At 71.7% G+C, this 24,259-nt stretch carries 20 protein-coding genes, 3 pseudogenes and 1 riboswitch; of the genes and pseudogenes, 11 read left to right on the top strand and 12 right to left on the bottom strand.

Annotation, left to right across the window (positions count from 1 at the left end):
• The first annotated feature begins 4 nt into the window (after positions 1-4).
• The 3 genes and pseudogenes from ACIQ7D_RS02570 to ACIQ7D_RS02560 form a co-directional block, all read left to right on the top strand.
• Positions 5-976 (top strand): Gfo/Idh/MocA family protein, encoded by a 972-nt coding sequence (locus tag ACIQ7D_RS02570; RefSeq protein ID WP_403932731.1) that lies wholly within the window; start codon positions 5-7, stop codon positions 974-976.
• Positions 952-1,719, top strand: a complete 768-nt coding sequence (locus ACIQ7D_RS02565; protein WP_403932728.1) for an SDR family NAD(P)-dependent oxidoreductase — start codon at positions 952-954, stop codon at positions 1,717-1,719. Before ACIQ7D_RS02570 ends, ACIQ7D_RS02565 begins: the two co-directional genes overlap by 25 nt.
• A gap of 113 nt (positions 1,720-1,832) precedes the next feature.
• Positions 1,833-2,783 (top strand): annotated as a pseudogene (locus tag ACIQ7D_RS02560) (IS481 family transposase); the annotation flags it as partial.
• A 21-nt stretch (positions 2,784-2,804) separates the two neighbouring features.
• On the opposite strand, the gene ACIQ7D_RS02555 reads toward ACIQ7D_RS02560, so the two are convergent.
• Positions 2,805-4,046 (bottom strand): MBL fold metallo-hydrolase, encoded by a 1,242-nt coding sequence (locus ACIQ7D_RS02555; protein ID WP_403932725.1) that lies wholly within the window; start codon positions 4,044-4,046, stop codon positions 2,805-2,807.
• Positions 4,047-4,405: 359 nt separating this feature from the next.
• Here ACIQ7D_RS02555 and ACIQ7D_RS02550 point away from each other — a divergent pair, with 359 nt between their 5' ends.
• Positions 4,406-5,284 carry a carbohydrate kinase family protein gene (locus tag ACIQ7D_RS02550; protein ID WP_403933788.1) on the top strand — a complete coding sequence of 293 codons (879 nt, stop codon included), beginning with the start codon at positions 4,406-4,408 and terminating at the stop codon, positions 5,282-5,284.
• A 109-nt stretch (positions 5,285-5,393) separates the two neighbouring features.
• Here ACIQ7D_RS02550 and ACIQ7D_RS02545 read toward each other — a convergent pair.
• Positions 5,394-5,528 (bottom strand): annotated as a pseudogene (locus tag ACIQ7D_RS02545) (DUF6745 domain-containing protein); the annotation flags it as partial.
• Between the two features lie 237 nt (positions 5,529-5,765).
• On the opposite strand from ACIQ7D_RS02545, the pseudogene ACIQ7D_RS02540 reads away from it, so the two are divergent.
• From ACIQ7D_RS02540 to ACIQ7D_RS02515, 6 genes and pseudogenes are all read left to right on the top strand, one after another.
• Positions 5,766-6,120: pseudogene (locus ACIQ7D_RS02540) on the top strand (pyridoxamine 5'-phosphate oxidase family protein).
• Between the two features lie 115 nt (positions 6,121-6,235).
• Complete coding sequence (locus ACIQ7D_RS02535; RefSeq protein ID WP_403932722.1) at positions 6,236-7,186, top strand: STM4015 family protein; 951 nt, start codon at positions 6,236-6,238, stop codon at positions 7,184-7,186.
• Between the two features lie 3 nt (positions 7,187-7,189).
• Entirely contained in the window at positions 7,190-8,353 is a 1,164-nt protein-coding gene (locus ACIQ7D_RS02530) for an STM4014 family protein (protein ID WP_403932719.1), read from the top strand.
• Between the two features lie 44 nt (positions 8,354-8,397).
• Positions 8,398-9,210 (top strand): STM4013/SEN3800 family hydrolase, encoded by an 813-nt coding sequence (locus ACIQ7D_RS02525; RefSeq protein WP_403933787.1) that lies wholly within the window; start codon positions 8,398-8,400, stop codon positions 9,208-9,210.
• Positions 9,207-10,574 (top strand): STM4012 family radical SAM protein, encoded by a 1,368-nt coding sequence (locus ACIQ7D_RS02520; RefSeq protein WP_403932716.1) that lies wholly within the window; start codon positions 9,207-9,209, stop codon positions 10,572-10,574. Before ACIQ7D_RS02525 ends, ACIQ7D_RS02520 begins: the two co-directional genes overlap by 4 nt.
• A 60-nt stretch (positions 10,575-10,634) precedes the next feature.
• A complete protein-coding gene (locus ACIQ7D_RS02515; RefSeq protein WP_403932713.1) occupies positions 10,635-11,480 on the top strand; it encodes an STM4011 family radical SAM protein in 846 nt (281 codons plus the stop codon).
• Between the two features lie 42 nt (positions 11,481-11,522).
• Here ACIQ7D_RS02515 and ACIQ7D_RS02510 read toward each other — a convergent pair whose 3' ends face one another.
• Both ACIQ7D_RS02510 and ACIQ7D_RS02505 read right to left on the bottom strand, forming a co-directional pair.
• On the bottom strand, positions 11,523-12,347 hold the full coding sequence (locus ACIQ7D_RS02510; protein ID WP_403932710.1) for an SGNH/GDSL hydrolase family protein: 825 nt from the start codon (positions 12,345-12,347) through the stop codon (positions 11,523-11,525).
• A 180-nt stretch (positions 12,348-12,527) separates the two neighbouring features.
• On the bottom strand, positions 12,528-13,514 hold the full coding sequence (locus ACIQ7D_RS02505; protein WP_403932706.1) for a peptidoglycan DD-metalloendopeptidase family protein: 987 nt from the start codon (positions 13,512-13,514) through the stop codon (positions 12,528-12,530).
• Between the two features lie 4 nt (positions 13,515-13,518).
• Positions 13,519-13,685: riboswitch (cyclic di-AMP (ydaO/yuaA leader) on the bottom strand.
• Positions 13,686-14,123: 438 nt separating this feature from the next.
• Between ACIQ7D_RS02505 and ACIQ7D_RS02500 the strand changes: the two genes are divergently transcribed.
• A complete protein-coding gene (locus ACIQ7D_RS02500) occupies positions 14,124-14,936 on the top strand; it encodes a tyrosine-protein phosphatase (RefSeq protein ID WP_403932703.1) in 813 nt (270 codons plus the stop codon).
• A 30-nt stretch (positions 14,937-14,966) separates the two neighbouring features.
• On the opposite strand, the gene ACIQ7D_RS02495 is transcribed toward ACIQ7D_RS02500, so the two are convergent.
• From ACIQ7D_RS02495 to ACIQ7D_RS02460, 8 genes are all read right to left on the bottom strand, one after another.
• Positions 14,967-15,140, bottom strand: a complete 174-nt coding sequence (locus ACIQ7D_RS02495; protein WP_403932700.1) for a DUF6126 family protein — start codon at positions 15,138-15,140, stop codon at positions 14,967-14,969.
• A 22-nt stretch (positions 15,141-15,162) separates the two neighbouring features.
• Positions 15,163-15,786, bottom strand: a complete 624-nt coding sequence (locus ACIQ7D_RS02490) for a helix-turn-helix domain-containing protein (protein WP_403932697.1) — start codon at positions 15,784-15,786, stop codon at positions 15,163-15,165.
• A 71-nt stretch (positions 15,787-15,857) separates the two neighbouring features.
• Positions 15,858-17,273 carry an aspartate aminotransferase family protein gene (locus ACIQ7D_RS02485; RefSeq protein WP_403932694.1) on the bottom strand — a complete coding sequence of 472 codons (1,416 nt, stop codon included), beginning with the start codon at positions 17,271-17,273 and terminating at the stop codon, positions 15,858-15,860.
• Complete coding sequence (dxs, locus tag ACIQ7D_RS02480; RefSeq protein WP_403932691.1) at positions 17,270-19,156, bottom strand: 1-deoxy-D-xylulose-5-phosphate synthase; 1,887 nt, start codon at positions 19,154-19,156, stop codon at positions 17,270-17,272. Before dxs ends, ACIQ7D_RS02485 begins: the two co-directional genes overlap by 4 nt.
• Positions 19,157-19,351: 195 nt before the next feature.
• Positions 19,352-20,371: an adenosyl-hopene transferase HpnH gene (gene hpnH / locus ACIQ7D_RS02475; RefSeq protein ID WP_403932688.1), complete on the bottom strand. Its 1,020-nt coding sequence runs from the start codon at positions 20,369-20,371 to the stop codon at positions 19,352-19,354.
• Positions 20,372-20,376: 5 nt separating this feature from the next.
• Positions 20,377-21,033 (bottom strand): 1-hydroxy-2-methyl-2-butenyl 4-diphosphate reductase, encoded by a 657-nt coding sequence (locus ACIQ7D_RS02470; RefSeq protein ID WP_403932685.1) that lies wholly within the window; start codon positions 21,031-21,033, stop codon positions 20,377-20,379.
• Positions 21,033-23,048: a squalene--hopene cyclase gene (shc, locus tag ACIQ7D_RS02465; RefSeq protein WP_403932682.1), complete on the bottom strand. Its 2,016-nt coding sequence runs from the start codon at positions 23,046-23,048 to the stop codon at positions 21,033-21,035. Before shc ends, ACIQ7D_RS02470 begins: the two co-directional genes overlap by 1 nt.
• A 102-nt stretch (positions 23,049-23,150) precedes the next feature.
• Positions 23,151-24,245, bottom strand: coding sequence for a polyprenyl synthetase family protein (locus ACIQ7D_RS02460; RefSeq protein WP_403932679.1), 1,095 nt, complete (start codon positions 24,243-24,245; stop codon positions 23,151-23,153).
• Positions 24,246-24,259 lie beyond the last annotated feature (14 nt).

The following is a 24,259-nucleotide window of genomic DNA, read 5'->3' as shown; positions in this document are numbered from 1 at the left end:
CGCAGTGCGCGTCGGCGTGGTTGGCGCCGGCAACATCGCCAGCATCGCGCAGCTGCCCACCCTTGTCCAGCGCGACGACGTCGAGTTGCGCGCCCTGGTGTCGCGGCGCGAGGACCCGAGCCCGCTGCAGCGTCGGTGGGGGTTCGCGAACGTGTACCGCACGGTCGACGCAATGCTCGACGCCGAAGAGCTCGACGCCGTCTTCGTGCTCACTCCCCGCTCCGAGCACGTCGCGGCCGTCGAGAGCGCCCTCCGCGCCGGCATCGACGTGTTCTGCGAGAAGCCCCTCGCCACCTCGACCTCCGACTCGGTCCGCCTCGCGGAGCTCGCCGACGAGCACGGCCGTATCCTGATGGTCGGCCTGAACCGGCGGTTCGCGCCCGTGTACGTCGCTGCGCGGGAAGCGTTCGGTGCGGCCGGAGCGTCTTTCTGCATCGCGCAGAAGAACCGCGCCGGCTCCGAGTACCGGGCCACGTTCGAGAACGCGATCCACATGGTGGACCTCCTCCGCTGGTTCTGCGGCGGAGACGTCGTCGCGGTCACCAGCGCGGCCGCCGGAACCGACCCCTGGGAGGAGGACGGCACGGCCGCCCTCATCCGGTTTTCGACCGGGAACACCGGCCTGCTGGTCGCGGCCCGAGCCGCCGGCGCGTGGGGTGAGAAGCTCGACGCCTACGGGCAGCTGCGCTCGGCGGAGGTCATCGCCCCCGACACCGTCGCGGTGACGGCGGACGGCGTCCGCACCGTCCGGTCGATGAGCCCGGAGGCGTTCGGCTGGGCGACCGCGACCGAGGCCTTCGGCTTCGCCGACGCGGTCCGCCACTTCCTCGACCGCGTTCAGGACCGGCAGCAGCCGCTGACCTCCGGATGGGAAGCGGTCAAGACCCAGCAGCTACTCGACAAGATCCTCGCGGCGGCAGGCCTGCCCACCGAGGAGCAGGAGGGACGCACGTGGTCCAGCAAAGCAGTGCAGTAGCGCCGCTGCCCCAGGTCGCCCTGGTCACCGGCTCCAGCGGCGGCATCGGCGCGGCCGTCGTCGACGCGCTGAAGGCGCGCGGGGACATCGTCGTCGGGGCGGACCTCGCACCGCTCGACGGGCAGGACATCGCCGGCTTCTCCGAACTCGACGTCACCGACGAGCAGCAGACCGCCGAAGTGGTGCGCCGGATTGTCGCCGAGCACGGCCGCATCGACGTCCTCGTCCACGCCGCGGGGGTGCTCGGCGGCACCCCCGATCCGCTGGCGACCACGACCGAGGAGTTCGAGCGCACCATGCGCATCAACGCCACGGGCACGTTCACCATCACGCGCGAGGTCGCGAACCTCATGCGGGGCAGCGGCACGAAGGGCACCATTCTGCTGCTGTCGTCGGTCGCGGCCAAGGAAGCGCGGATCGACTACCTGCCGTACAACGCCAGCAAGATCGCCGTGCTGCACATCATGTGGTCGATGGCCAAGATCCTCGGACCGGACGGGATCTCGGTCAACACCGTCAACCCCGGACCGGTGAACACGCCGATGTGGACGCTGCTCGCCGACCAGTCCGGCTCCGCGCAGGCAGCACGCGACGCTCGCGCCGCGCAGCTCCCCATGCGACGCTTCGCCGAACCGGCCGAGGTCGCCAACGCGATCGGCTTCCTCACGGACCGGGCCAACCGGTACATCACCGGCGTCTCTCTCGACGTCGCCGGTGGAGCGCATCTCGGTATGGGGTCCTAGTTGTTCTGTCCACGGAGGTTGGTGACAGGTTTCACGGTGGGGTGATCTTGAACGAGCGAGGGCCTTCCGGGTTCGGTGTGGATTGCGACGTCTACACCGACCGAAAGGCCCTCGTGCCCCACCGTAACGCACCCCTGACCGAGACCGGACGACTGCGCCTGGCCCGCTGCGTCGTCGAGGACGGCTGGACCCTGCGCCGGGCCGCCGAACGCTTCCAGGTCTCACCCACGACGGCCCGGCGATGGGCCGGCCGCTACCGGGAACACGGCGAGGCAGGCATGTGCGACCAGTCCTCACGCCCCCACACCAGCCCGTACCGGACGCCGACGCGCACCGAGCGGCGCATCATCAAGGTCCGGGTCCTGCGGCGCTGGGGACCGGCCCGCATCGCCTACCTGCTCGGGCTGAACCCGGCGACCGTCCACCGGATCCTGACCCGCTACAAGCTTGCCCGCCTGACCCACCTGGACCGGGCCACCGGCCGCGTCATACGCCGCTACGAGCGCGAGAAGCCCGGCGAACTGGTGCACGTCGACATCAGAAAGCTCGGCAACATCCCCGACGGCGGCGGGCACAAGACCCTCGGACGCCAGGCGGGCCGCAAGACCCGCTCCGGCGTCGGCTACAGCTATCTCCACAACGCCGTCGACGATCACTCCCGCCTCGCCTACAGCGAGATTCTCACCGACGAGAAGAAGGAGACCGCCGTCGGCTTCTGGCAGCGGGCCCACGCCTTCTTCGCCCGGGCCGGGATCACCGTCGAACGCGTCCTGACCGACAACGGCGCCTGCTACAAATCACACGCTTGGCGCAACGCCCTTGCTGGGCAGGGTATTTCACACAAACGGACACGTCCCTACCGGCCCCAGACCAACGGCAAGGTCAAGCGGTTCAACCGCACCTTGCTGGACGAATGGGCCCGCGCCCAGCCCTACCGGACCGAGGCCGAGCGACGCGACACCTACCCTGCCTGGCTGCACACCTACAATCACCACCGCGGACACACCGCGCTCAAGGGGCAACCACCCGCCAGCCGCGTCCCTAACCTCACGGGTCAGTACACCTTAAATCCCCCTTGCCCCCCGTCACCGCTCGCCCGCAAGGTCGACTTCCTCCCGGTGCACCGGCGCCAGACCCGTCACCTTCGGACGACGCCACGGACACGCAATCGGCGCCGACACCGCACGCCACCAGGCATCCGACGGAAGCTCCCCTGCCGGTTCGAACGGCTCACCCGGACGAGGGAACCCCACCGGCTGCCCTACCTCCTCAGCCACATCCTTGATCCACTCCCCCGGCTCCGCCCACGCATGCGGCGCCAGGTTGAACGTGCCCCAGTGAATCGGCATCAACGCACCACGCGGCCGGCCGCCCTGCAGGTCAAGGTGCGCCTGAACCCCCTGAGCGGGCGACATGTGAATGTCTGGCCACGCGCCGGGCAGCGGCGTATGTTCCGTGTGGTTCTTGGGCCAGTACTCGCTGTACGCGCCGACCTGGATCATCGTGGCGTCGAAGGGGCCGTGCTCGGCGCCGATCTCCGTGAAACCCGGGAAGTAGCCGGTGTCGCCGCTGTGGTAGATCCGGTGCTCGGGCCCCGCCACGACCCAGGACGCCCAGAGGGTGTGCTGCTGGTTGCGCAGACCACGCCCGCAGAAATGACGGGCGGGGGTGGCGGTGAGACGGATACCGGCGACCTCGGTGGACTCGTTCCAGTCCAGCTCGCGCAGCCGGGACGCGGGCACGCCCCAGCCCTCCAAGTGGGCTCCGACCCCGAGCGGCACGGCGAAGAGGGTGTCGGTGGAGGCGAGGGCACGGATCGTGGGCAGGTCGAGATGGTCGTAGTGGTCGTGGGAGATCACGACGACGTCCACCGGACCGAGCGCGGCGAGCGGTACGGGGACGGGGTGCAGCCGCTTCGGACCCGCGAAGGAGAACGGCGAGCAGCGCTCACCCCACACCGGGTCGAAGAGGACCCGCCGGCCGTCGATCTCGGCGAGGACGCTCGAATGCCCCATCCAGGTGAGCCGCAGGCCCGAGGCCGGGGGCGCGGCCAGGTCGGCGAGGGTCGTGGGATGCACGGGGATGGTGCCGATCGGGGAGCGCCGGGCCCGTGCCTCCTTCTGGAAGTAGATCTTCGCGAACTCGATCCCCGAGGCCCCGGACGGTCTGGTCCTGGCCCCCACGGGGTTCTGGAACACCCCGTCGGCGAAGTTCGGCGAGCGGTGGATCCGCTCCAGCCTCTCCCCCGCCGAGTCGGCCCCGAAGGCCGCGGGTCGCAGCGAGCGCAGCCGGGAGCGCAACGAAGGGGGGGAACCAGCGCCTGTCACAGCACCTCCTGGAGGTTCGGTGTTGTCCCATTATGGCCGGGAGCATTCATCGGTGCGGGGCGAAATGACCGGAATCGATCACTCCCACCCCCTGCCGCGTACGCCCGTCCAACGTTCGTCACTGCCCCGGGGATTCCCGTCTCATGCCCCCGATTCATGTGATCTCCCGGAGCGTGCCGGACGATCACGGACAGCGGAGGGCGACCGCGGGGCGGCGGGGGCCGGGGCGGCGGGGGCGGTCCCTTCGCCGGGGCGTGCGGTACGGCCATACTGGGGGACGGTCGGACCGTCCGGACCGTGAAAGGGAGACTGTGACGCAGCCGCAGACCGATCAGAGCGACCAGTTCCGCCACGACGTGCTGGTCGTCGGGGGCAGCGGGGTGGATACCGTCGTCCGGGTCGATTCGCTGCCGGTGCCGCTCGCCGATTCCGTCCCGGTGGGGCCGATCCGTGAATGGCCCGGCCACACGGGTGGCAATGTGGCTCTGGGCTGCCGGAACTTGGGGCTGAACGTCAAGTTCCTCGACTACATAGGAGACGACTGGACCGGCGTACAGGTCAGGGACCGGCTCGCCGCCGGCGATGTGGACTTCGAGACGCTGATCTCGCCGGAAGGAACCCGGCGCGCGGTCAATCTCGTGGACAGGACCGGCCGCAGGATGTCCTTCCACGACGCCAGGGACCCCGAAGGTCTGCGGATGCCGCGCGAGTTCTATCTGCCGCATCTGCGGCGCGCCCGCCACGTCCATCTCTCGATCACCGACTTCACCCGCCACCTCTTCGACGACCTCGAAGCGCTCGCGGTCCCGGTCTCGACCGATCTGCACGACTGGGACGGACTCGACGACTACCACCGGGAGTTCGCCTTCCGCTCCGATCTGGTCTTCCTCAGCGCGGCCGGGGCGGGTGAGCGGATCGCCTCGGTGATGCGGGAGATCCTGCGCGAGGGGCGGGCCGAGGCGGTGGTCGCGACGGCGGGCGCGGGCGGCTCGTACCTGATGACCCGCGACGGCGGACGCACCCCGCGCCCGGTGCGCGCGACCGTCCCGCCCGCGCCGGTGGTGGACTCCAACGGCGCGGGCGACGCGTACGTCTGCGGATTCCTGTACGGGCGCCTCGCGGGCCTGGATCTCGAACAGAGCGCGGCGCTGGGCGCGGTCGCCGGTGCCTACGCCTGTACGGCCGAGGGCAGCGAGGCCCTGATCGGCCGGGACGAGTTGCTCGCGGCCCGGGTATGACCCCCGGGGCAGGTCCGGAGATCTGAGCCCCGGGGCTCCCGCACCCGGGGCTCTGCGGCTTCGCCCCGCCCGGGCAGGGCGACCCCCTTCCGGCGCGGGCCCCGGCTCGGGTCCGGCGTATCGGTACGTACGCCTCCGCTTCGAGGCCGAACGTCCAGGCCACGCCCTCTCTCGTCGAGCGGACCGTGGGCGGCACCCGCAGCCAGTAGGTGCCGTGGGCACCGTCCGGCTCCGGCGCGGAGTTTGGGCACCTCTACCCGCGTGTTCGTTTCGTACGGCCGCCACCAGCCCACATGCCGCGCCACCTCCGCGAGGCCCGCCGGCCGCTCGCCATGGCCGACCGCTCGCCATGGCCGACCGCTGCCGCCATCCGCCGCTGCTCCCGACCCACGAGGTTCACCCCGCTCGACGAAGGACCACCATGACCATCGACGTACCTCCGCCCGGGGCGGAGGATGCCCGATTCTGACAGGAACGCCGGATCTGCTTCCTCGCCACCCAGCGCCCGGACGGCAGTCAGCATCTCGTCCCCGTGGGTGTCACCTTCGATCCCGAGGCCGGCATCGCGCGCATCATCAGCGGCGCCGGAAGCAGGAAGGTCCGCAACGTCCGGGCGGCGGGCCCCGGGCGTGACGGTCGCGGTCAGCCAGGTCGAGGGGCGCCGTTGGTGCACCCTCGAAGGCACCGCGCTGGTCAAGAACGACCCGCGGTCCGTCACCGAGGCCGAACGGCGCTACGCCGAGCATTGCCGGCCGCCGCGCCCCAACCCCGAGCGCGTGGTCATCGAGATCACGGTGACCCGCGTGATGGGCACGGTGCGCCCGCCCGGTTGGTGAGGCGGACCCCGCCCCGCCGACCGGCATCGCCCCGCCGGCCGGAGTTGTCAGTGGCGCTTGGTAGAACTTCTCCACATCAGCCGATCACTGCCCGCCGGTGTCTGGAGCGTTCGTCATGACCGTCAATCACTACCTGCAGGAGCTGTACGGCCTGCCCGTGTACAGGTTCCCCGAACCCGGTGCGACCGAGGAGCTGCCGGACCCGGACTCGGTGGCGTGGCGGATCTCGGTCGGTTCGTACGAATCGTCGGAGTCGTGGGAGGAGGCGTTCGCCCGCTTCACGGCGAGCGTCGACACCACCGGCGTCCGGGCGCTGATCGTCGGTTCGTGGAGCGACGCGTACGAATCGGACCCTGAACCGGTCGTGTCGGCGCTGGTCGCGGCGCGTCACCGGCTGCCCGGCCTGCGGGCCCTGTTCATCGGTGACATGACGTTCACGGACTGCGAGATCTCCTGGATCAACCAGGGACTGCTCACCCCGCTGCTGGACGCCTTCCCTGAGCTGGAGGAGTTCGGGTCGCGGGGCGGCAACGGCCTGGACTTCCCCGCCGTACGGCACGAGCGGCTGCGCTCGCTCAGGATCGAGACGGGCGGCCTCGGCGCCGACGTGGTGCGGGGCATCGGTGCGAGCGACCTGCCCGCGCTGGAGTCCCTGGACCTCTGGCTCGGCTCGGACGGCTACGGCGCGGACGCCACCGTGGCCGACCTGGCGCCCGTCCTGACCGGCTCCCGGCTCCCTCGGCTGCGCCATCTGGCGCTGCGCAACAGCGTCATCCAGGACGAGATAGCTGTCGCGCTGGCCGGCGCCCCTGTGGTGGCCCGGCTGGAGAGTCTGGACCTCTCCATGGGCACTCTCGGCGACGAGGGCGCGCAAGCCCTCCTCGAAGGCCAGCCGCTCACCCACCTCAAGAAGCTCGACCTGCACCACCACTTCGTGAGCGAGCCGGTGCGGGAGCGGCTGCTCGCCACCCTCGGCGCCGCCGGGGTGGAGGTCGACCTCTCCGAGGTCGAGGAGGCGGAGGACTGGGACGACATCGAGCACCGCTACGTGGCGGTGGCGGAGTAACCGATGCCTTCCTTCACCGCCGGCCGGCACCGAACGCCACGACTGACCGTGGTGGGAATCCCCGGAAACCGCCGCCTGTCCCTGCTCCAGGACGCGGTCCTGGCCGCCGGGCTGGCACCGGCCCGGGAGGTCGGCTGGCTCGATGTGCTGCGCGGCCGGGCCGCGTTCGGCGCCGGGGAGACCGTACGGATCGACTCCCCCGGCGAGGACGCCGAGGTGGACCGGCTGCTGCGCGGCACGGACGACCAGACCCGGGTCGAGGGCACGGGCCGCTGGTACGAACGGTTCACGGCGGCCGCCCGTGACCTGGGCCGGGCGGCCACGGACGCCGGGGCCGAACTCCTCGACGACCCGGACGAGCTGGCGGTCCTCTTCGACAAGCGCCTCACCCACCGGGAACTGGACCAGGCGGGGGTGCCGGTCCCCCTGTCGCCCACCTCGGGCGCGGCGGCGCCCGCCGTGTCGGGCTGGGACGACGTACGGGCCCGGATGGCGGGGGCCGGGCTGCGCCGGGCCTTCGTCAAGATCGCCCACGGTTCCTCGGCCTCCGGGGTGCTCGCCGTGCGGATCGCGGGCCCCGGCCGGGTGAGCGCGATCACCTCCGTGGAGCTGGACGGCGCGGGCCGCCTCTTCAACTCCCTGCGGGTGCGCCGCTACACGGCCGAGCGCGAGGTGGCGGCGATCATCGACACCCTCGCACCGGACGGGCTGCACATCGAGCAGTGGGTGTCCAAGGGGACGCAGCAGGGCCGCGCGGCCGATCTGCGCGTGGTGGTGGTCGCGGGCCGCGCCACGCACGCGGTCGTCCGTACCAGTGCCTCGCCCATGACCAACCTCCATCTCGGCGGGGCCCGGGGCGATCTCGACGCGGTCCGCTCCACGGTCGACGCGGCGGGCGGCAGCTTCTCCACCGTTCTCGCCCTGTGCGAGGCGGCGGCGGCCTGCTTCCCGGCGACCCACTGCGTGGGGGTGGACCTGATGCCGGAGCCGGGCTGGCTGCGGTACGCCGTCGCCGAGGTGAACGCCTTCGGCGACCTGCTGCCCGGCCTCGGCGGACTGCCGGAACGCGAGGCCGCCGGCCTGGACACCTATGCGGCGCAGCTCGCGGCCCTGCCCCGCCGGGCCGGCCGTGCCGCGGCCCACCGGCCGTGCGGAGATCCCGTATGACATCCCCCCGCCCCGAGGCGCCCGGGGCCGTCCCCCCGCCCGACATGAACGAGGTGGTCGGGCGCGACGACCTGCTGCTCGTCACGCTCGACACGCTGCGCTTCGACGTGGCGTGCGAGCTGGCCGCGGCGGGCCGTATCCCGCATCTCGCCCGCCATCTGCCGGCCGGCCGCTGGGAGGAGCGGCACTCCCCGGGCAGCTTCACCTACGCCTCGCACCAGGCGATCTTCGCCGGTTTTCTGCCGACCCCGGCCGCCCAGGGGCCGCACCCCCGGCTGTTCGCCGCGCGCTTCGGCGGCAGCGAGTCGACGGCCGCCAGGACGTTCGTCTACGACACGCCGGACCTGGTCTCGGGCCTCGCCGCGGCCGGTTACCGCACGGTCTGTATCGGCGGGGTCGGCTTCTTCAACCGGCGGGGCGCGCTCGGCTCGGTCCTGCCAGGACTGTTCCAGGAGAGCCACTGGGAGCCGGAGTTCGGCGTGGCGTCCCCGGTCTCCTTCGAGGCGCAGATCGCCCGCGCCGAGCGGGTCGTCGCCGGCCTCGACCGGGAGCGGCGGCTCTTCCTCTTCGTCAATGTGTCGGCGCTGCACCAGCCCAACTGGTTCCACCGGCCGGGCGCCACCGAGAAGGCGGGTGACACCCGGGCCACACACGCCGCCGCGCTCGAATATGTCGACCGGCACATCGGCCGGCTCTTCGCCGCCGCGAGCAGCCGCCGCCGGTGTTTCGCGATCGTCTGCTCCGACCACGGCACCGCCTACGGGGACGACGGCTGGAGCGGCCACCGGCTGGGCCACCCGTCCGTCTGGACGGTGCCGTACGCCCACTTCTTCCTTGAGTACGGGAGCACCCCATGACCACCGCGCCGTCACCCACGGCCCCGGCGACCACGCCGCGTCCGTACGAGAGTTACGTCTACGCCTATCCGCACAAGACGGCGTACCGCCCGCTCGACGACCGTCCGGCGCTGGCCGCCGAGTGGGCCACTGAGCGCAAGGACGCGCTCTCCCTCTATCTGCACATCCCGTTCTGCGAGGTCCGCTGTGGTTTCTGCAATCTCTTCACGCGGATCGGCGCGCCCGGGGAGCTGACGACGCGCTATCTGGACGCGCTGGACCGGCAGGCGACGGCGGTACGCGACGCGCTGGACGCCGGCGGGGGCGGGGAGGGGCCGGTGCGGTTCGCCGCCGCGGCCTTCGGCGGCGGTACGCCCACCTATCTGGACGCGGCTGAACTGGAGCGGCTCTGCGACCTGGCCGAGAAGCGGATGGGCGCCGATCTGCGCGCCGTCCCGCTCTCCGTCGAGACTTCCCCCGCGACCGCCACCGCCGACCGGCTGGCCGTTCTCGCCGAGCGGGGCGCGACCCGGCTGAGCATCGGGGTCCAAAGCTTCGTGGACGCGGAGGCGCGGGCCGCCGTGCGCCCGCAGCGCCGCGCGGAGGTCGAGGCCGCCCTCGGCCGGATCAGGGACGCCCGGATCCCCGTCCTCAACATCGATCTCATCTACGGCATCGACGGCCAGACCCCGGCGACCTGGCGCCGCTCGCTGGACGCGGCGCTCGCCTGGCTCCCCGAGGAGCTGTATCTCTACCCCCTGTACGTACGGCCGCTCACGGGCCTCGGCAAGCTCGGTGCTGGCAGCGACGCCCGGTGGGACCGCCAGCGGCTGGGTCTCTACCGGCAGGGCCGCGACCATCTCCTCGCCGAGGGGTACGAGCAGGTGTCCATGCGGATGTTCCGCCGCCGGGACGCGCCGCCCCAGGGCGCCGACGACTACGCGTGCCAGACCGACGGCATGATCGGCCTGGGCTGCGGGGCCCGCTCGTACACCTCCCGCCTGCACTACTCCTTCGACTACGCCGTCGACATGCGCGCGATACGGGCCATCATCGACGCCTACACGCGGACGGAGGACTTCTCCCGCGCCGAGGTGGGCCACCGGGTCGACGGGGACGAGGCGCGCCGCCGCCATCTGCTCCAGTCGCTGCTCCAGGCCCGGGGCATGGCGGTGGCGGAGTACCGCGCGCGCTTCGGCGCCGATCCGGCCGAGGACTTCGGGGCCGAGCTGGACCGGTTCGCCGGACTCGGCTGGCTGGACAGCGGTGCGGGCCCCGGGCTGCTGCGGCTCTCCCCCGAAGGTCTCGCGCACTCCGACGCGCTGGGCCCGGCGCTGTTCTCGCCCGCCGTGCGGGCCGCGATGGCCGCCTACGCCTCGAAATAGCCCGCCGAGGCGGCGGCCCGAGCCGCCGCCGAAGCGGACCGACGCCCCGAAGGGAGCCCCATGGACCTGACGATCCTCTACCGCGGACCGCTCGCCTCCTGCGACTACGACTGTCCGTACTGCCCGTTCGCCAAGCGGCGGGACGGCCCGGAGCTGCTGCGCGCCGACCGGGCGGCCCTGGAGCGGTTCACCGCGTGGGCGGCCGCCGCCACGGACGACCGGCTCTCCGTGCTGTTCACGCCGTGGGGCGAGGGGATGGTCCGCTCCTGGTACCGGCGGGCGCTCACCGAGCTGTCGCTGCTGCCGCACATCCGCCGGGTGGCCATCCAGACGAATCTCAGCTTCCGTACGAACGGGCTGGCGGACGCCGACCCCGCGAAGCTCGCCCTGTGGTGCACGTACCACCCGGGGCAGACGCCGTACGACCGCTTCCTGACCAGGACCCACGAGCTGGCGGAGCGCGGGATCCGGTTCAGTGTGGGGGTCGTCGGCCTCGACGCGCATCTGGAGCACGCGCGCCGGCTGCGCGCCGAGCTGCCCCCGCACGTCTATCTCTGGATCAACGCGGCCGAGGGGCACGCGTACACGGACGAGGAGGCGGCGCGGTGGACGGAGCTGGATCCGCTCTTCCCGTACAGCCGCCATCCGCACCGCTCGGCCGGGCTGCCGTGCCGGACGGGCGAGTCGGTGATCTCGGTGGACGGCGAGGGTACGGTACGGCGCTGCCACTTCGTCCGCGCCGAGCTGGGCCGTCTCTACGACGGCTCGTACCGGCGCGCGCTCGCGCCGCGGGCCTGTCCGCTGGCGGTGTGCGACTGCCATATCGGCTATGTCCATCTGGAGACGCTGCCGCTGTACGACGTCTTCGCCGGCGGGGTGCTGGAGCGGATCCCGGCGGGGGCGTGAGGTCACGCGGGGCCGCCCCCGCCGCCCGGGATCCGGGCCGTGTCAGTGCTTCAGGGGCAGCAGGTCCGGCCTCTTCGCCTCGATGTGGTCGCCGGAGGAGGCGCCGCGCAGCCTCCGTCCGATCCAGGGCACCAGGTACTCGCGGGCCCAGTGGATGTCGTCGCGCCGTACTTCGAGCGTGCCGCGCGGGGGCAGCGGCGGCCAGGGCTGGTCCGGGTCGGCGGGTACGTCGACGCCCAGCACCTGCCCGGCGCGCAGCGCGACCCGGGTGTGGCCCTCGGCCGACAGATGCAACCGGTCGCCGTCCCAGGCCCGCCGGTCCTGGACGGTCCTGAAGGACCAGAGGTCGAGGACGGGGCAGCCGTAGCGGTCGGCGATGGCCCGTGTGTGTTCGTTGAACGTGGCGATCTTGCCGCGCAGATGGCGCAGGACGGGCACGCGGCGGGTGTCGAAGCCGGTGGCCAGCATGACCGTGCCGACGGCGCCGGTGAGGTCGGCGACGGCCCGCTCGAAGCGCTCGGCGACATCGTCGGGGTCGGTGCCGGGGCGGATGATGTCGTTGCCGCCCGCGCAGAAGGTCACCAGGTCAGGGGCGAGCTTTTTGGCCCGGGGGATCTGCTCCGCGACGATCTGGTCGAGGAGCCGGCCGCGTACGGCGAGGTTGGCGTAGCGGAAGTCGCCGTGGACGGGGTCGGCCGTCGCACCGGAGACCGGAAACTGGTCGGCGAGCAGGACCGCGAGCCGGTCCGCCCAGCCGACGAACAGCCCGTCGGGTCCTGGATCTCCCACGCCCTCCGTGAAGCTGTCACCGATCGCCGCGTACGACCCGAATATCTTGTCTCTTCTTGCTCTCGAATCGTCTGCCACAGCAGGGTATTTTCCACCCGGTCATGTGACCTACGCGACCGTAGGCGGGGGTTGACGTGGGGTGAGAAAGACCATCGGTCAATTTTCTTTCAAGTGGGAATAGCGAAAAGCCGTGCGGCCCGGCACATTCGGTGCCGGGCCGCACGGGAAACGCGGGTGTCGCGGTGTTCGCCGGACGGGTCAGATGGAGACGCCGTTCTGCCGGAGGAAGGCCAGCGGGTCGATGTCCGAGCCGTACTCCGGTCCCGTGCGGATCTCGAAGTGCAGGTGCGGCCCGGTCACGTTTCCGGTGGCCCCGGAGAGTCCGATCTGCTGGCCCGTGGTGACGCTCTGGCCGGCCGAGACGGAGAGGGAGGAGAGGTGGGCGTACTGGGAGTACAGGCCGTTCTCGTGCCGGATGACGATCTGGTTGCCGTACGAGCCGCCGTTGCCCGCGGTCACGACGGTGCCCGCGCCGACCGCCTTCACGGTGGTGCCGGTGGAGGCCACGAAGTCCACACCGGTGTGGTAGCCGCTGGACCAGCTTCCGCCCGCGGCGCGGTACGCCGTACCGACCCCGACGCCGTCGACCGGCAGGGTGAAGCCGGACGCGCTGCTGCGCGCGGCCGGTTCCGCGGCGGGCGCCGCCTTCTTGGCCGGCGTGGAGGAGGACGTGCCGGACGAGGGCGCCTTCGACGACGTGGACGACTTCGGCTTCGACGACTCGGTCTTCGACGGCTTCGACGGCTTCGAGGCGGCGGGCGCCTCCGAGCGGGCGCTCGCGCCCTTGCCGCCGATGGTGAGCTTCAGGCCGGGGTGGATCAGCCCGGGGTCGGCGCCGACGGCCTGGCGGTTGTCCTCGTACAGGCGCTGCCAGCCGCCCTGTACGTTCTGCTCGTCGGCGATCTTGGAGAGGTAGTCACCGGCGACCACCGCGTACGTGTGGACGCTGGTGCCCTCGGAGCGGGTGACCTGCGTCGCGGCGCCTCCCTGCGGGGCGGCGGACAGGTTCTGCGCGGTGGTCGGCGCGGTCTGCGGAGCGGCGGCGGGTGCGGCCTGCTGCGCGGCGTGCGCGCCGGTGGCGCCGATGAGCGGCAGCGCGATGGCGGCGCCGCCCGTTCCTGCGGCGATGAATCCGCGCGAGAACGGATTGGTCCTCGGGCGGCGGTGCTTACCCTTCGCGGGCATGGCGAATTCCTCTCCGGCGCCTACGAGGTGAGCTGTCGGGTTCGGGCTGGAGCTGCCCGGCCGCGCGTGGTGCGCGACTTCACCCCGAGCCGTCCCTGGTGCCGGAGCACCGGAACGGCGTACTACCTGGTTCCCCCGCTCCTGCCACGCGTGAATGGGTGGATGGTGTCCCCGAGGCGGCGGCAGGATTCGGCGTTCCGCTCGGATTGAGGGTGAACGTAGGCGAGTGGGACGGCCGGAACAAGCCACCCTTTTCCATCGGCTGCGTACCTGTCCTGCCGGCGGAAGATCGCCCGTCACCCTGCGTGGAGTCCCCCCTCCAATTCCCTTTCGAGGGGGCCTTTCCCTTTCGCGCCGTCACCACGGAACGTCACGGATATGATCCTGCTCACGGGGCGCCACCCATCTCCCCCGCGACCGGGGCAGGTTATGCGGAATCAGTCAATACGGACAGCGGGCTGTTTGGGCGTTTTCTCCCCGTGTGCCCGCTCCGTACGCGGACGCTTGCCCGCCGTTCCGCCGAACCGACCGGCGCGCCAGGGGATGTCGTAGGGTCGGGGGCCGACTCCGCCGGCGATCGGCGCCGACGGCAGACCCGCAGGAGCAGCCGTGACGCAGCAGTCGCCGCAGGTCCCGTCCACCGAGCCCGAGCTGTCCGGAGTACGCAACTTCCGTGATGTCGGCGGCCTTCCGACCGTGGACGGACGGCGGGTGCGGTACGGCGCGCTCTACCGCAGCGGGCATCTCGCCCACGCCACCGTCGAGGACGCCGCCTTCCTCACCGGCCTGGGTCTGCACACGATCTTCGACTTCCGCAACTCGGCCGATCTGAGGCTGGACGGCGCGGACGTGGCGCTGGCGGGCGTACGTCATGTGAACATCCCGCTCTCCGACCCGGCCGACGGCGCCGAGTTCTGGCGGATGGTCCGGCACGGCGACCTCGACCAGCTCCGCGCGCTCCTCGGGGACGGCAGAGCCGCGGCCCGGATGATCCGCTCGTACGGCGCGATCGTCACGGAGCGCGCGGCGGAGCACAGCCGTCTGCTGCACGCACTCGCGGAGGACAGCCTCCCCGCACTGCTGCACTGTGCGGCGGGCAAGGACCGCGCCGGTATCTCGGTGGCCGTGGTGCTGCTCGCGGTCGGGGTGGAGCCGGAGGCGATCGAGGCGGACTACCTCACGTCGAACGACCCGCACCGCCGTTACCTCTTCCGCCGCGCCGTCAGCACGCCCGCCGCGGTGTCGGATGAGGCGTCGGCGCTGCTGAGCCCGCTCTTCGACGCCCGCGCCGGCTATCTCGCCGCCGCGTTCGAGGCCATCGGAAGGACCTGGGGCTCCACCGACCGCTATCTGTCCGACGGCCTCGGCCTCATGCCCGGGACCCGCGAACGGCTGCGCGGCCGCCTCCTGGACGAGGGCTGAGGCCGCCGGTGCTCCGTCGCGGCCGGGCCGTCACTGCCCCTGGGCCCCGAGGTGGAAGAGGAGATAGAGGAAGGCCGCGAAGATATGACCGGCGACCAGATAGGCGAAGAGCCGGATCACCAGCCCGCGCGGGAACTTCTTCTCCTCGTCCATCACATGTTCCGGCGCTCCCTCGTGAGGCACCGGCTGCTCTGTCTCCGACATGACGGGGGCCTCTCTCAGCGGGTCAGACACGGTGGGCCGGGTCGCCGAGGCACAGGTCGGCGGCCGGGCTCTGGAGCAGGGTGTGGACGAAGAGCAGCTCGGCCCCCTCGGGGCCGGCCGCCGCGATGCGGTGCGGGGTGAGCGAGTCGAAGTGCGCACTGTCCCCGGGGCCGAGCAGATGCAGGCTGCCGCCCAGGCTCAGCCGGAGCCGGCCGTCGAGGACGTACAGCCACTCCTCACCGGGGTGTACGCGGACCAGGTCGCCCTGCGCCCCGTACGGCACCCGGAGCCGCAGCGGCTGCATGGCGCGGCCGGGGCCGCCCGCCTGGTGGTACGTCCATCCGTCGGCCTCGACGGGTTCGGTACGGCCGGCCCGGACGATCGGCTCGCGCTCCGGGGGCGCCTCGCCGAGCAGTTCGGAGATGGTCGTCCCGTAGATCCGGGCCAGTCCCAGCAGCATGGGCAGGGAGGGCTGTCTGCGGCCCGTCTCCAGCCGGGAGAGATGGGCGGGGGAGAGCCCCGCCCGCCGGGCCGCGGCCTCCAGGGTGAGCCGGCGGCCGCGGCGCAGTTCGCGCAGGCGCGGCGCGACGTCGGGAAGCTGGTCGGGCAGCGCGTCGGCCGCCTCTCCGGCGGGGGGTGTGCTCATACGTCCATTGCGCCAGGAACTTTCCTCCGGGGCAAATTTCTTACCCGTGAGGCAAAAGAAGACACCCAGCCCTACCGGTTGGCGACGGCCTGTTTCACCAGTGTCCTCCCGAAGTCCCACATCAGTCCGCCCCCGCCGTGTGCGTCGTCCATCACGGCCGTGAAGGCGGCCACGAAACGGTCCACCTCGCCCTCCCCGATGATCAGGGGCGGAATCAGTTTGATCACTTCGAGATGGTCACCGGAGACCTGGGTGAGGATCCGGTGCTTCTGGAGCAGCGGTACGACCACCATCTGGGCGAAGAGCCCCTTGCGGGCGGCCTGGAGCATCGCCCAGCGCCCGCGCAGCCTGACCGAGTCCGGCCGGCCGAACTCGATGCCGATCATCAGCCCCCGGCCGCGTACCTCGTGCAGCAGCTCGTAGCGGTCCACGAGAGCGGCCAGCCGGGATCTGAGCAGCTCGCCGGTGGCCCGTGCGCCCGCGACGATCTGCTCGTCCTCCAGCACCGACAGAACGGCCAGCCCCGCCGCCATGGCCTGGGCGTTGGAGCCGAAGCTCGCGGAGTGGACCAGGACCCGGTCCATCGAGGAGTAGACGCGTCGGAAGATCCAGTCCTTGCCGAGGGTCGCGCCGACGGGCACATAGCCGCCGGAGAGCGCCTTCGCGACACAGACGAGGTCCGGCTCCACGCCCTCGTCGTGCTGGTACGCGTAGAAGTCGCCGGTCCTGCCGAGGCCGGTCTGCACCTCGTCGGCGATGAGCAGCGCCTTGTGGCGGTGCAGCAGCTCCTGGGCGGCGCGCAGGAAGCCGGGCGGCGCGGCGTGGACGCCCTTGCCCTGGATCGGCTCCACGATGAGTGCGGCCACGTCGCCGCGGGCCAGCTCCCGTTCCAGCGCGTCGAGGTCGCCGAGCGCGATCGCGGTGTCGGGCAGCAGCGGCGCGAAGCCGTCGCGGAAGCCGTCCTCGCCGTTGACGGAGAGCGAGCCGGTGGTCAGCCCGTGGAAGGCGTGGCCGCAGTAGAGGATCCTGGGGCGGCCGGTGGCGTACCGGGCGAACTTCAGGGCCGTCTCGACGGCTTCCGTACCGCTGTTGCCGAAGAACACCCGATCCAGGTGCGGGCTGTGGGCGAGCAGTCTCTCGGCGAGGAGGCCGGGCAGGGGCTGGCAGTCGAAGCGGGTGAGGTCGGCGAGGGAGGCGTCGAGGACGTCGTGGAGCGCCTTGCGTACGACGGGGTGGTGCCGGCCGAGGCCCATCACGCCGAAGCCCGCGAGCATGTCCAGGTAGTCGTTGCCGTCCGCGTCCCAGAAGTAGGCGCCCTCGGCCCGTTCGTAGACCCGGTCGAAGCCGATGGTGTGCAGCATGCGCGGGAGCTGGTGGTTGAGGTGTCTGGTGTGCAGCTCGTAGCGCTCGGCGCCGCGCTCCGCGAGCAGGCTCGCAAGGTCGAACCCCTTGGACGGTGCCGGTGCCGGCTGGGGGGACTCGTTCATCGCGGGCTCTCCTTGCCGGTCAGTGCGGTGGTGATCCGGCCCGCGATCTCGACCGGAGTGAGGCCGATGTCGGCCAGCACCTCACCGCGTTTGGCGTGCGCCAGGAACTGTTCGGGGATGCCGAAGGTACGCAGCGGTACGTCGACGCCCGCGTCGCGGAGCGACTGGCCGACGGCGGAACCCACGCCGCCGCTGCGGCAGTTGTCCTCCGCGACCGCGACCAGCCGGTGCCGTTCGGCCAGCGGAGCGAGCTGTTCGTCGACGGGTTTGACCCAGCGCGGGTCGACCACGGTGCAGCCGATGCCACGCTCCGCGAGGAGTTCGGCGGCGCCGAGGCAGACCGGGGCGAGCGCGCCGACCGCGACGAGCAGGACGTCGTCGGCGCCGTCCGGCGCCCGGCGCAGCACCTCCATACCGCCGACCCGCCCGACCGCGGGGATCGCCGGGCCCACCGCTTCCTTGGGGAAGCGCAGCACAGTCGGCGCGTCGTCCACGGCGACGGCCTCGCGGAGCTGGGCGCGCAGTTGGTCGGCGTCGCGCGGCGCGGCGATCCGCAGTCCGGGCACGCACTGGAGCATGGACATGTCCCACATGCCGTTGTGCGAGGGGCCGTCCACCCCGGTGACACCCGCGCGGTCCAGGACGAAGGTCACCCCGCAGCGGTGCAGGGCGACATCCATCAGGAGCTGGTCGAAGGCGCGGTTGAGGAAGGTCGCGTAGACGGCGACGACGGGGTGGAGTCCGCCGGTGGCGAGTCCGGCGGCGGAGACCACCGCGTGCTGTTCCGCGATCCCCACGTCCCAGATCCGGTCGGGGAACCGCTCGGCGAACTTCGTCAGCCCCACGGGGTGGAGCATGGCCGCCGTGATCGCCACGACGTCGGGGCGCTCCTCCCCGATCTCGGCGATCTCGTCGCGGAACACCGAGGTCCAGGAGGGGCCCGCGGCCGGTGCCAGCGGTTCGCAGGTCAGCGGGTCCATCACGCCGACGGTGTGGAAGCGGTCCGCCTCGTCCTGAAGCGCCGGGGTGTAGCCGCGCCCCTTCTCGGTGAGGCAGTGGACCAGTACGGGGCCGTGGAAGCGTCCGGCCCGGTGGAAGGCCGACTCCAGGGCGGCGATGTCATGGCCGTCGACCGGTCCGACGTACTTGAGGCCGAGGTCCTCGAACATCCCCTGGGGGGCGAAGGCGTCCTTGAACCCCTTCTTCGCCCCGTGCAGCGACCCGTACAGGGGGCGGCCCACGACGGGGGTGCGGTGCAGCACCTCCTTGCCCCAGGCGAGGAACCTCTCGTAACCGTCGGTGGTGCGGAGCGTGGCGAGGTGGTCGGCGAGGCCGCCGATCGTCGGCCCGTACGACCGTTCGTTGTCGTTGACGACGATGATCAGCGGACGGTCCTTGGCGGCGGCGATGTTGTTCAGCGCCTCCCAGGCCATGCCGCCGGTGAGGGCGCCGTCCCCGATGACGGCGACGACATGGTCCTCCCCGCCGAGCACGTCCCGGGCCTTGGCGAGGCCGTCGGCCCAGCCGAGCACGGTGGAGGCGTGCGAGTTCTCGATGACGTCGTGCTCGGACTCCTCGCGGGAGGGGTAGCCGGAGAGGCCGCCCTTGCCACGCAGTTTGGAGAAGTCCTTTCTGCCGGTGAGGAGTTTGTGGACGTAACTCTGGTGGCCGGTGTCCCACAGGATGCGGTCGGCGGGTGAGTCGAAGGCCCGGTGCAGGGCGACGGTCAGCTCCACCACCCCGAGGTTGGGCCCGAGATGCCCCCCGGTCCTCGCCACCGCCTGGATCAGGAACGCTCTGATGTCCCCGGTCAGTTCGTCGAGTTCGTTCGCCGTCAGTGCCTTGAGATCGTGCGGCCCCCGAATGTGCTCCAGGACGGACACGCTCGGCCCCCTCTCGCATTCGTGTCGCTCACGGTGGCGGCGGGGCCCCGAGGGCGCCCGCCGTCTTCCCTGGGCGCCCTGTCCTCGGTGGACCCGGCGCCGTCCATGAACGCGGCGCGCGACCGGCGCCGCGCGAGCGGCGAGGCCGGCGGCGCGGGAAGCCCCCGCCCCACCGGCTCTCCCGTGGTCATGCCGTCACCGCGTTCCGACGACCGTTTCGCGGGCCGCGCGCAGGGACTCCTTGAGGGAACCCATGGTCGCGAGGACGGCGGTCGGTTCGTAGCCGCAGTGCGCCATGCAGTTGGCACAGCGCGGGTCCTTGCCGCGGCCGTACTTGGTCCAGTCGGTCTCCTCGATGAGCTGACGGTACGTCGGGACGTACCCGTCGCTCATCAGGTAGCAGGGGCGCTGCCAGCCGAAGAGCGAGTAGTTGGGGATGGCCCACGCGGTGCAGGGGAAGTCGGCCTTGCCTTCGAGGAAGTCCAGGAAGAGCGGCGAGTGGTTGAGGCGCCAGCGCGCCCGGTTGCCGCCGGCGAACGACTTCTTGAACAGCTCCCGGGTCTGTTCGACACCCAGGAAGTGTTCCTGGTCGGGGGCCTTCTCGTAGGCGTAGGCGGGCGAGATCATCATCTCGTCCACCTTCAGGTCGTCGTTGAGGTAGTTGAGCACCTCGATGACGGTCCCCGGGGTGTCGGTGTTGAAGAAGGTGGAGTTGGTGGTCACCCGGAATCCGCGCCGCTTGGCTTCCTTGATCGCGGCGACGGCCTCGTCGAACACGCCTTCCTTGGCGACGGACTCGTCGTGCCGCTCGCGCAGCCCGTCGATGTGCACGGCGAAGGCGAAGTAGGGCGAGGGGGTGAATTTCTCGATCTTCTTCCGCAGCAGCATGGCATTGGTGCAGAGGAAGACGTACTTCCTGCGGGCCACGAGCTGCCGCACGATCTCGTCCATCTGGGGGTGCATCAGCGGTTCGCCGCCGGCGATGGAGACCATGGGCGCCCCGGACTCCAGCACCGCCCCGACGGCCTGCGCCACGGGCATGCGCTGCTTCAGCACCCCGGCGGGATGCTGGATCTTGCCGCAGCCCTCGCATGCCAGATTGCAGGCGAAGAGGGGTTCCAGCTCGACGATGAGCGGGAACTTCTCACGCCTGCGGAGCTTCTGTTCGAAGAGGTACGTCCCGACCCTGATGGTCTGACGGAGTGGCATGGCCATCTAGCTCACCTCCTGGGGAGCAGCAAAGAACGGTGCCATTCATAGAAAGCTGGAAGGACGGCACGAAGAACACGGAAGGCTGATATTCCACCGCGCACTGTGCCGATACGGACGAGCTCATGCTCCGGAGCGTCCACGACCACCCGGACGGCCGCAACGGGGCGTGGCCCGGTGGCCAGGGCGCACCGCAGCGTGGCGGCGGATTCCATGTCGACGGCGAGCGCCCCGGTGGCGCGCAGCGCGGACCGTTCCTGACCGCGTACGACATGGTCGGAGCCGGTCAGCGGGCCGGTGTGGACCGTGCGCCCCGGTAGGGTCCTGGCGAGGGCGTCCACGAGGAGGCCGGTGCCGGTACAGGGGGTGGCGCCGTGCCGGTCGCGGGTCTGGTCGGCGACGATCAGATCGCCCGGGTTCATCCCCGGGGTGAGCCCGGCGCAGAATCCGGCGGCGATGACGGCCGCGTCCCCGTGCCGGGGCCCGCCGAGCGCGCGCGCCACGGCACGCTCGGCGTTCCTGGGGCCCATGCCCGTACGGAGCACGGTGACGGGGCCGGCCGCGGCGCCCCGCCCCGAACCCCGCAGGGCCAGGCGCTCGATGGAGAGCGCGCAGGCGATCAGCAGGGGTGTGCCGGGACCGGTGGACGGCCCCGGGGGCCGCTCCATCAGACGCCCTGTCGGACGCCGGAGCGGGTGGCGAGGGCCTTCGGTTCCCCATGGAGATAGCGGCCGAGCGCCGTCAGCGGGAAGACCTGCCGGTAGAGGTGGTAGTTGATGGAGAAGTCCCACGGGAAGCCGGTGCCCGTGAAGTACGGCTCGTCCCAGGAACCGTCCTCGCGCTGGGTCGCCGCGAGCGAGGCGATGCCCCGTTCGACGGCCTCGCTGCCGTGCTCCCCCGCCGCGAGGAGCGCGAGGAGCGCCCAGGCGGTCTGGGAGGCGGTGGTGGCGCCGTGCCCGATCCACTCCTCCTCGCGGTAGGAGCGCAGGTCCTCGCCCCAGCCGCCGTCCTCGTTCTGGACGGATTCGAGCCAGGCGACCGCGCGCCGGATCGCGGGGTGGGAGGGCGGCAGTCCGGCGGCGGTGAGGGCGGGCACCACCGCTCCGGTGCCGTAGACGTAGTTGACGCCCCAGCGGCCGAACCAGGCGCCGGTGGTCTCCTGTTCGGCGAGCAGCCACTCGACGCCGCGCCGGGTGGCGGGGTGGTGGGACCTGCCCTCGTAGGCGAGCATCTCGACGACGTGGGCGGTCACGTCGGCGGACGGCGGGTCGATGACCTCCCCGAAGTCGCAGAAGGGCAGCCGGTTGGGGAACGGGCTGGTGTTGTCGGCGTCGAAGGCGCCCCAGGCCCCGTTGCGCGACTGCATACCGAGGTTCCACCGGGTGCCGCGGTCGACGGCCGCGTCGAGCCGGTCGGGGTCGGGGTGGCCGACGCGGCGCAGCGCGAGGATGACCTCGGCGGTGTCGTCGATGTCCGGGTAGTTGTCGTTGTGGAACTCGAACGCCCAGCCGCCGGGGACGAGTCCGGGTCTGCGTACGGACCAGTCGCCGGGGCGGACGATCTGCTCGCCGAGCATCCAGTCGGCGGCCTTGACCAGGGCCGGGTGGTCCGGGCTGAGTCCGGCGTCGGCGAGGGCGATGGTGGCGAGGCAGGTGTCCCAGACCGGGGACTGGCACGCCTCGATCATCCGGGCGCCGTCCTCGCGCCGGACGGCGAACCGGTCGAGTGATTCGAGTCCGGCGCGCATGACGGGGTGGTCGAGGTCGTAACCGAGCAGGTGCAGGGCGATGACCGAGTAGACGGCGGGCGGCTGGATCCCGCCCCAGCAGCCGTCGTTCTCCTGCCGTTCGATGATCCAGCGTGCGGCGGCGTTCATCGCGGTACGGCGCAGCAGGCGCGGTGCGAAGCGATGGTAGGTGTGCAGGGCCTTGTCGAGCCGCTGGAAGGCGCCGTCCCAGCTCGTCACGGGGGCGAGCGGCCGGTGGGGGCGGGGGCGGGCCGCGTCGGCGTGCAGTTCGTCGAGGGCGAAGGGGGCGGGCCGTACGGGCCGCTTCGCGGAGACGATGGTGAGGGGCACGATGGTCTGCCGCGCCCAGCAGCCGAAGTCGTAGATGTTGAGCGGGAACCACTTGGGCAGGAAGATCAGTTCGGGTGGCAGCTCGGGGAGGTCGTCCCACTTCCACCAGCCGAAGAGGGCCAGCCAGATCCGGGTGAAGACCCTGCCGGCGGCGATCCCGCCGTTCTCCCGTACCCACTGGGAGGCGCGCGCCATGTGCGGGTCGTCGGGCCGGTCCCCGGCCAGTCGCAGCGCGACATAGGCCTCGATGGTGGCGGAGAGTTCGGGAGGGCCTTCGTAGAAGGTGGCCCAGGTGCCGTCGGCGCGCTGTTCGCCGCGGATGAAGAGGGCCGCGGCCTCGGTGGTACGGGGGTCCTGCACGCCCAGGAACTGACGGAGCAGCAGGTCCTCGGCGTCCATCGTCACATTGGTGGCCAGGTCCCCTTTCCACCACCCCTGGGCGTCCTGCCGGCCGAGCAGGTGCTCGACGGATCGTGCGGTGGCCCGCTCGGCGGCGACCCGGAGGTCACCGCCCGCGGCGGGGAGAGTGGTGGTGTCGGTCGGTCCGCTGGCCGAGGCTGCGCGGGGCCCCAGGGCCCCGGTGCTTCCGTCGGTCGTCGCTGTCATGGCTTCCCCTTCGTGCAGTGGTGTTCTTCTGCTGTGCCTGGGGTCTCCGTCGTCCGGTGCCGGTGGCGCAGGACGGCGACTGCGGTCATATGGGAATGGTGATCATCTCTTTCGTACGACGACGAAGTCCGCGAGCGCGACGAGCTGCGCGCGGATCTTTTCCGGCATGTCCACGTAGTTCAGGGACTCGATGGCGATGGCCTGCTGCCTGCGGGCCTCCTCGGAGGTCCACTCGCGGCCGCCCGCCTCCTCGATGAGCGCCGCCCTGGTCGCGAATTCCTCCTCCGAGAAGCTCTCGAAGTCGGTGCTCTTGGCGTCGGCGGCGAGCAGTTCACCGAGCCGGCGCGAGGCCGGTCCGCCCGCGGCGAGCGCGGCGACGACCGGCAGGGACTTCTTGCGCTGGCGCAGGTCGCTCCAGGTCTGCTTCCCGGTGGCCTCCGGGTCGCCCCAGATGCCGAGCAGGTCGTCGACGGCCTGGAAGGCGAGACCGAGGTGGTGTCCGTACGACTCCAGGGTGTCGGCCGTGCGGTCGTCGGCGCCGCCGAGGACCGCGCCGACGGAGACGGCGCAGGCGAGCAGCGCGCCGGTCTTGTTGCCCTCCATCTCCAGGCACTCCTCGACGGTGACCCGCTCGCGGTGCTCGTAGGAGATGTCCTGGGCCTGACCGTCGATCAGCTTGCGGGTGGCGGTGGTCAGCCGGCGGGTGGCGCGGCCCGCCTCGACCGTGCCCAGCTCCAGCAGCACCTCGTTGGCCAGCGCGAACAGGGCGTCACCGACGAGGATGGCCTGGGCGGGGCCGTGCACCTTCCACACCGTGTCGCGGTGGCGGCGCTGCTCGTCGCCGTCCATCAGGTCGTCGTGCAGCAGCGAGAAGTTGTGGACGAGTTCCACGGCGACGGCGCCGGGGATGCCCTTCTCGGGGGCGGCGCCGGCCGCTTCCGCGGAGAGCAGGGCGAGCGCGGGGCGGACGGCCTTGCCGCCGTCGCCGTCGGCGGGGCGGCCCTCGGCGTCGATCCAGCCGAAGTGGTACGCGGCGACGGTGTCCATGGGGGCGGCCAGCCGGTCGACGGCGGCGCGCAGGACGGGCGTGGACAGGGTCCGTCCCCGCTCCAGCAACGCGTGGACGTCCGCGGTGTCGACAACCGGGTGGGCCGGGGGCACGGTCGGCACGGTCTCTCCTCTTGTTCCAGTACTCATCGGTGCAGTACTCG

The organism is Streptomyces sp. NPDC096310, from assembly GCF_044763125.1.
Classification (GTDB): domain Bacteria; phylum Actinomycetota; class Actinomycetes; order Streptomycetales; family Streptomycetaceae; genus Streptomyces.
Note: the sequence above shows the minus strand (reverse complement) of the source record. Positions and strands in the feature narration are given on the sequence as shown.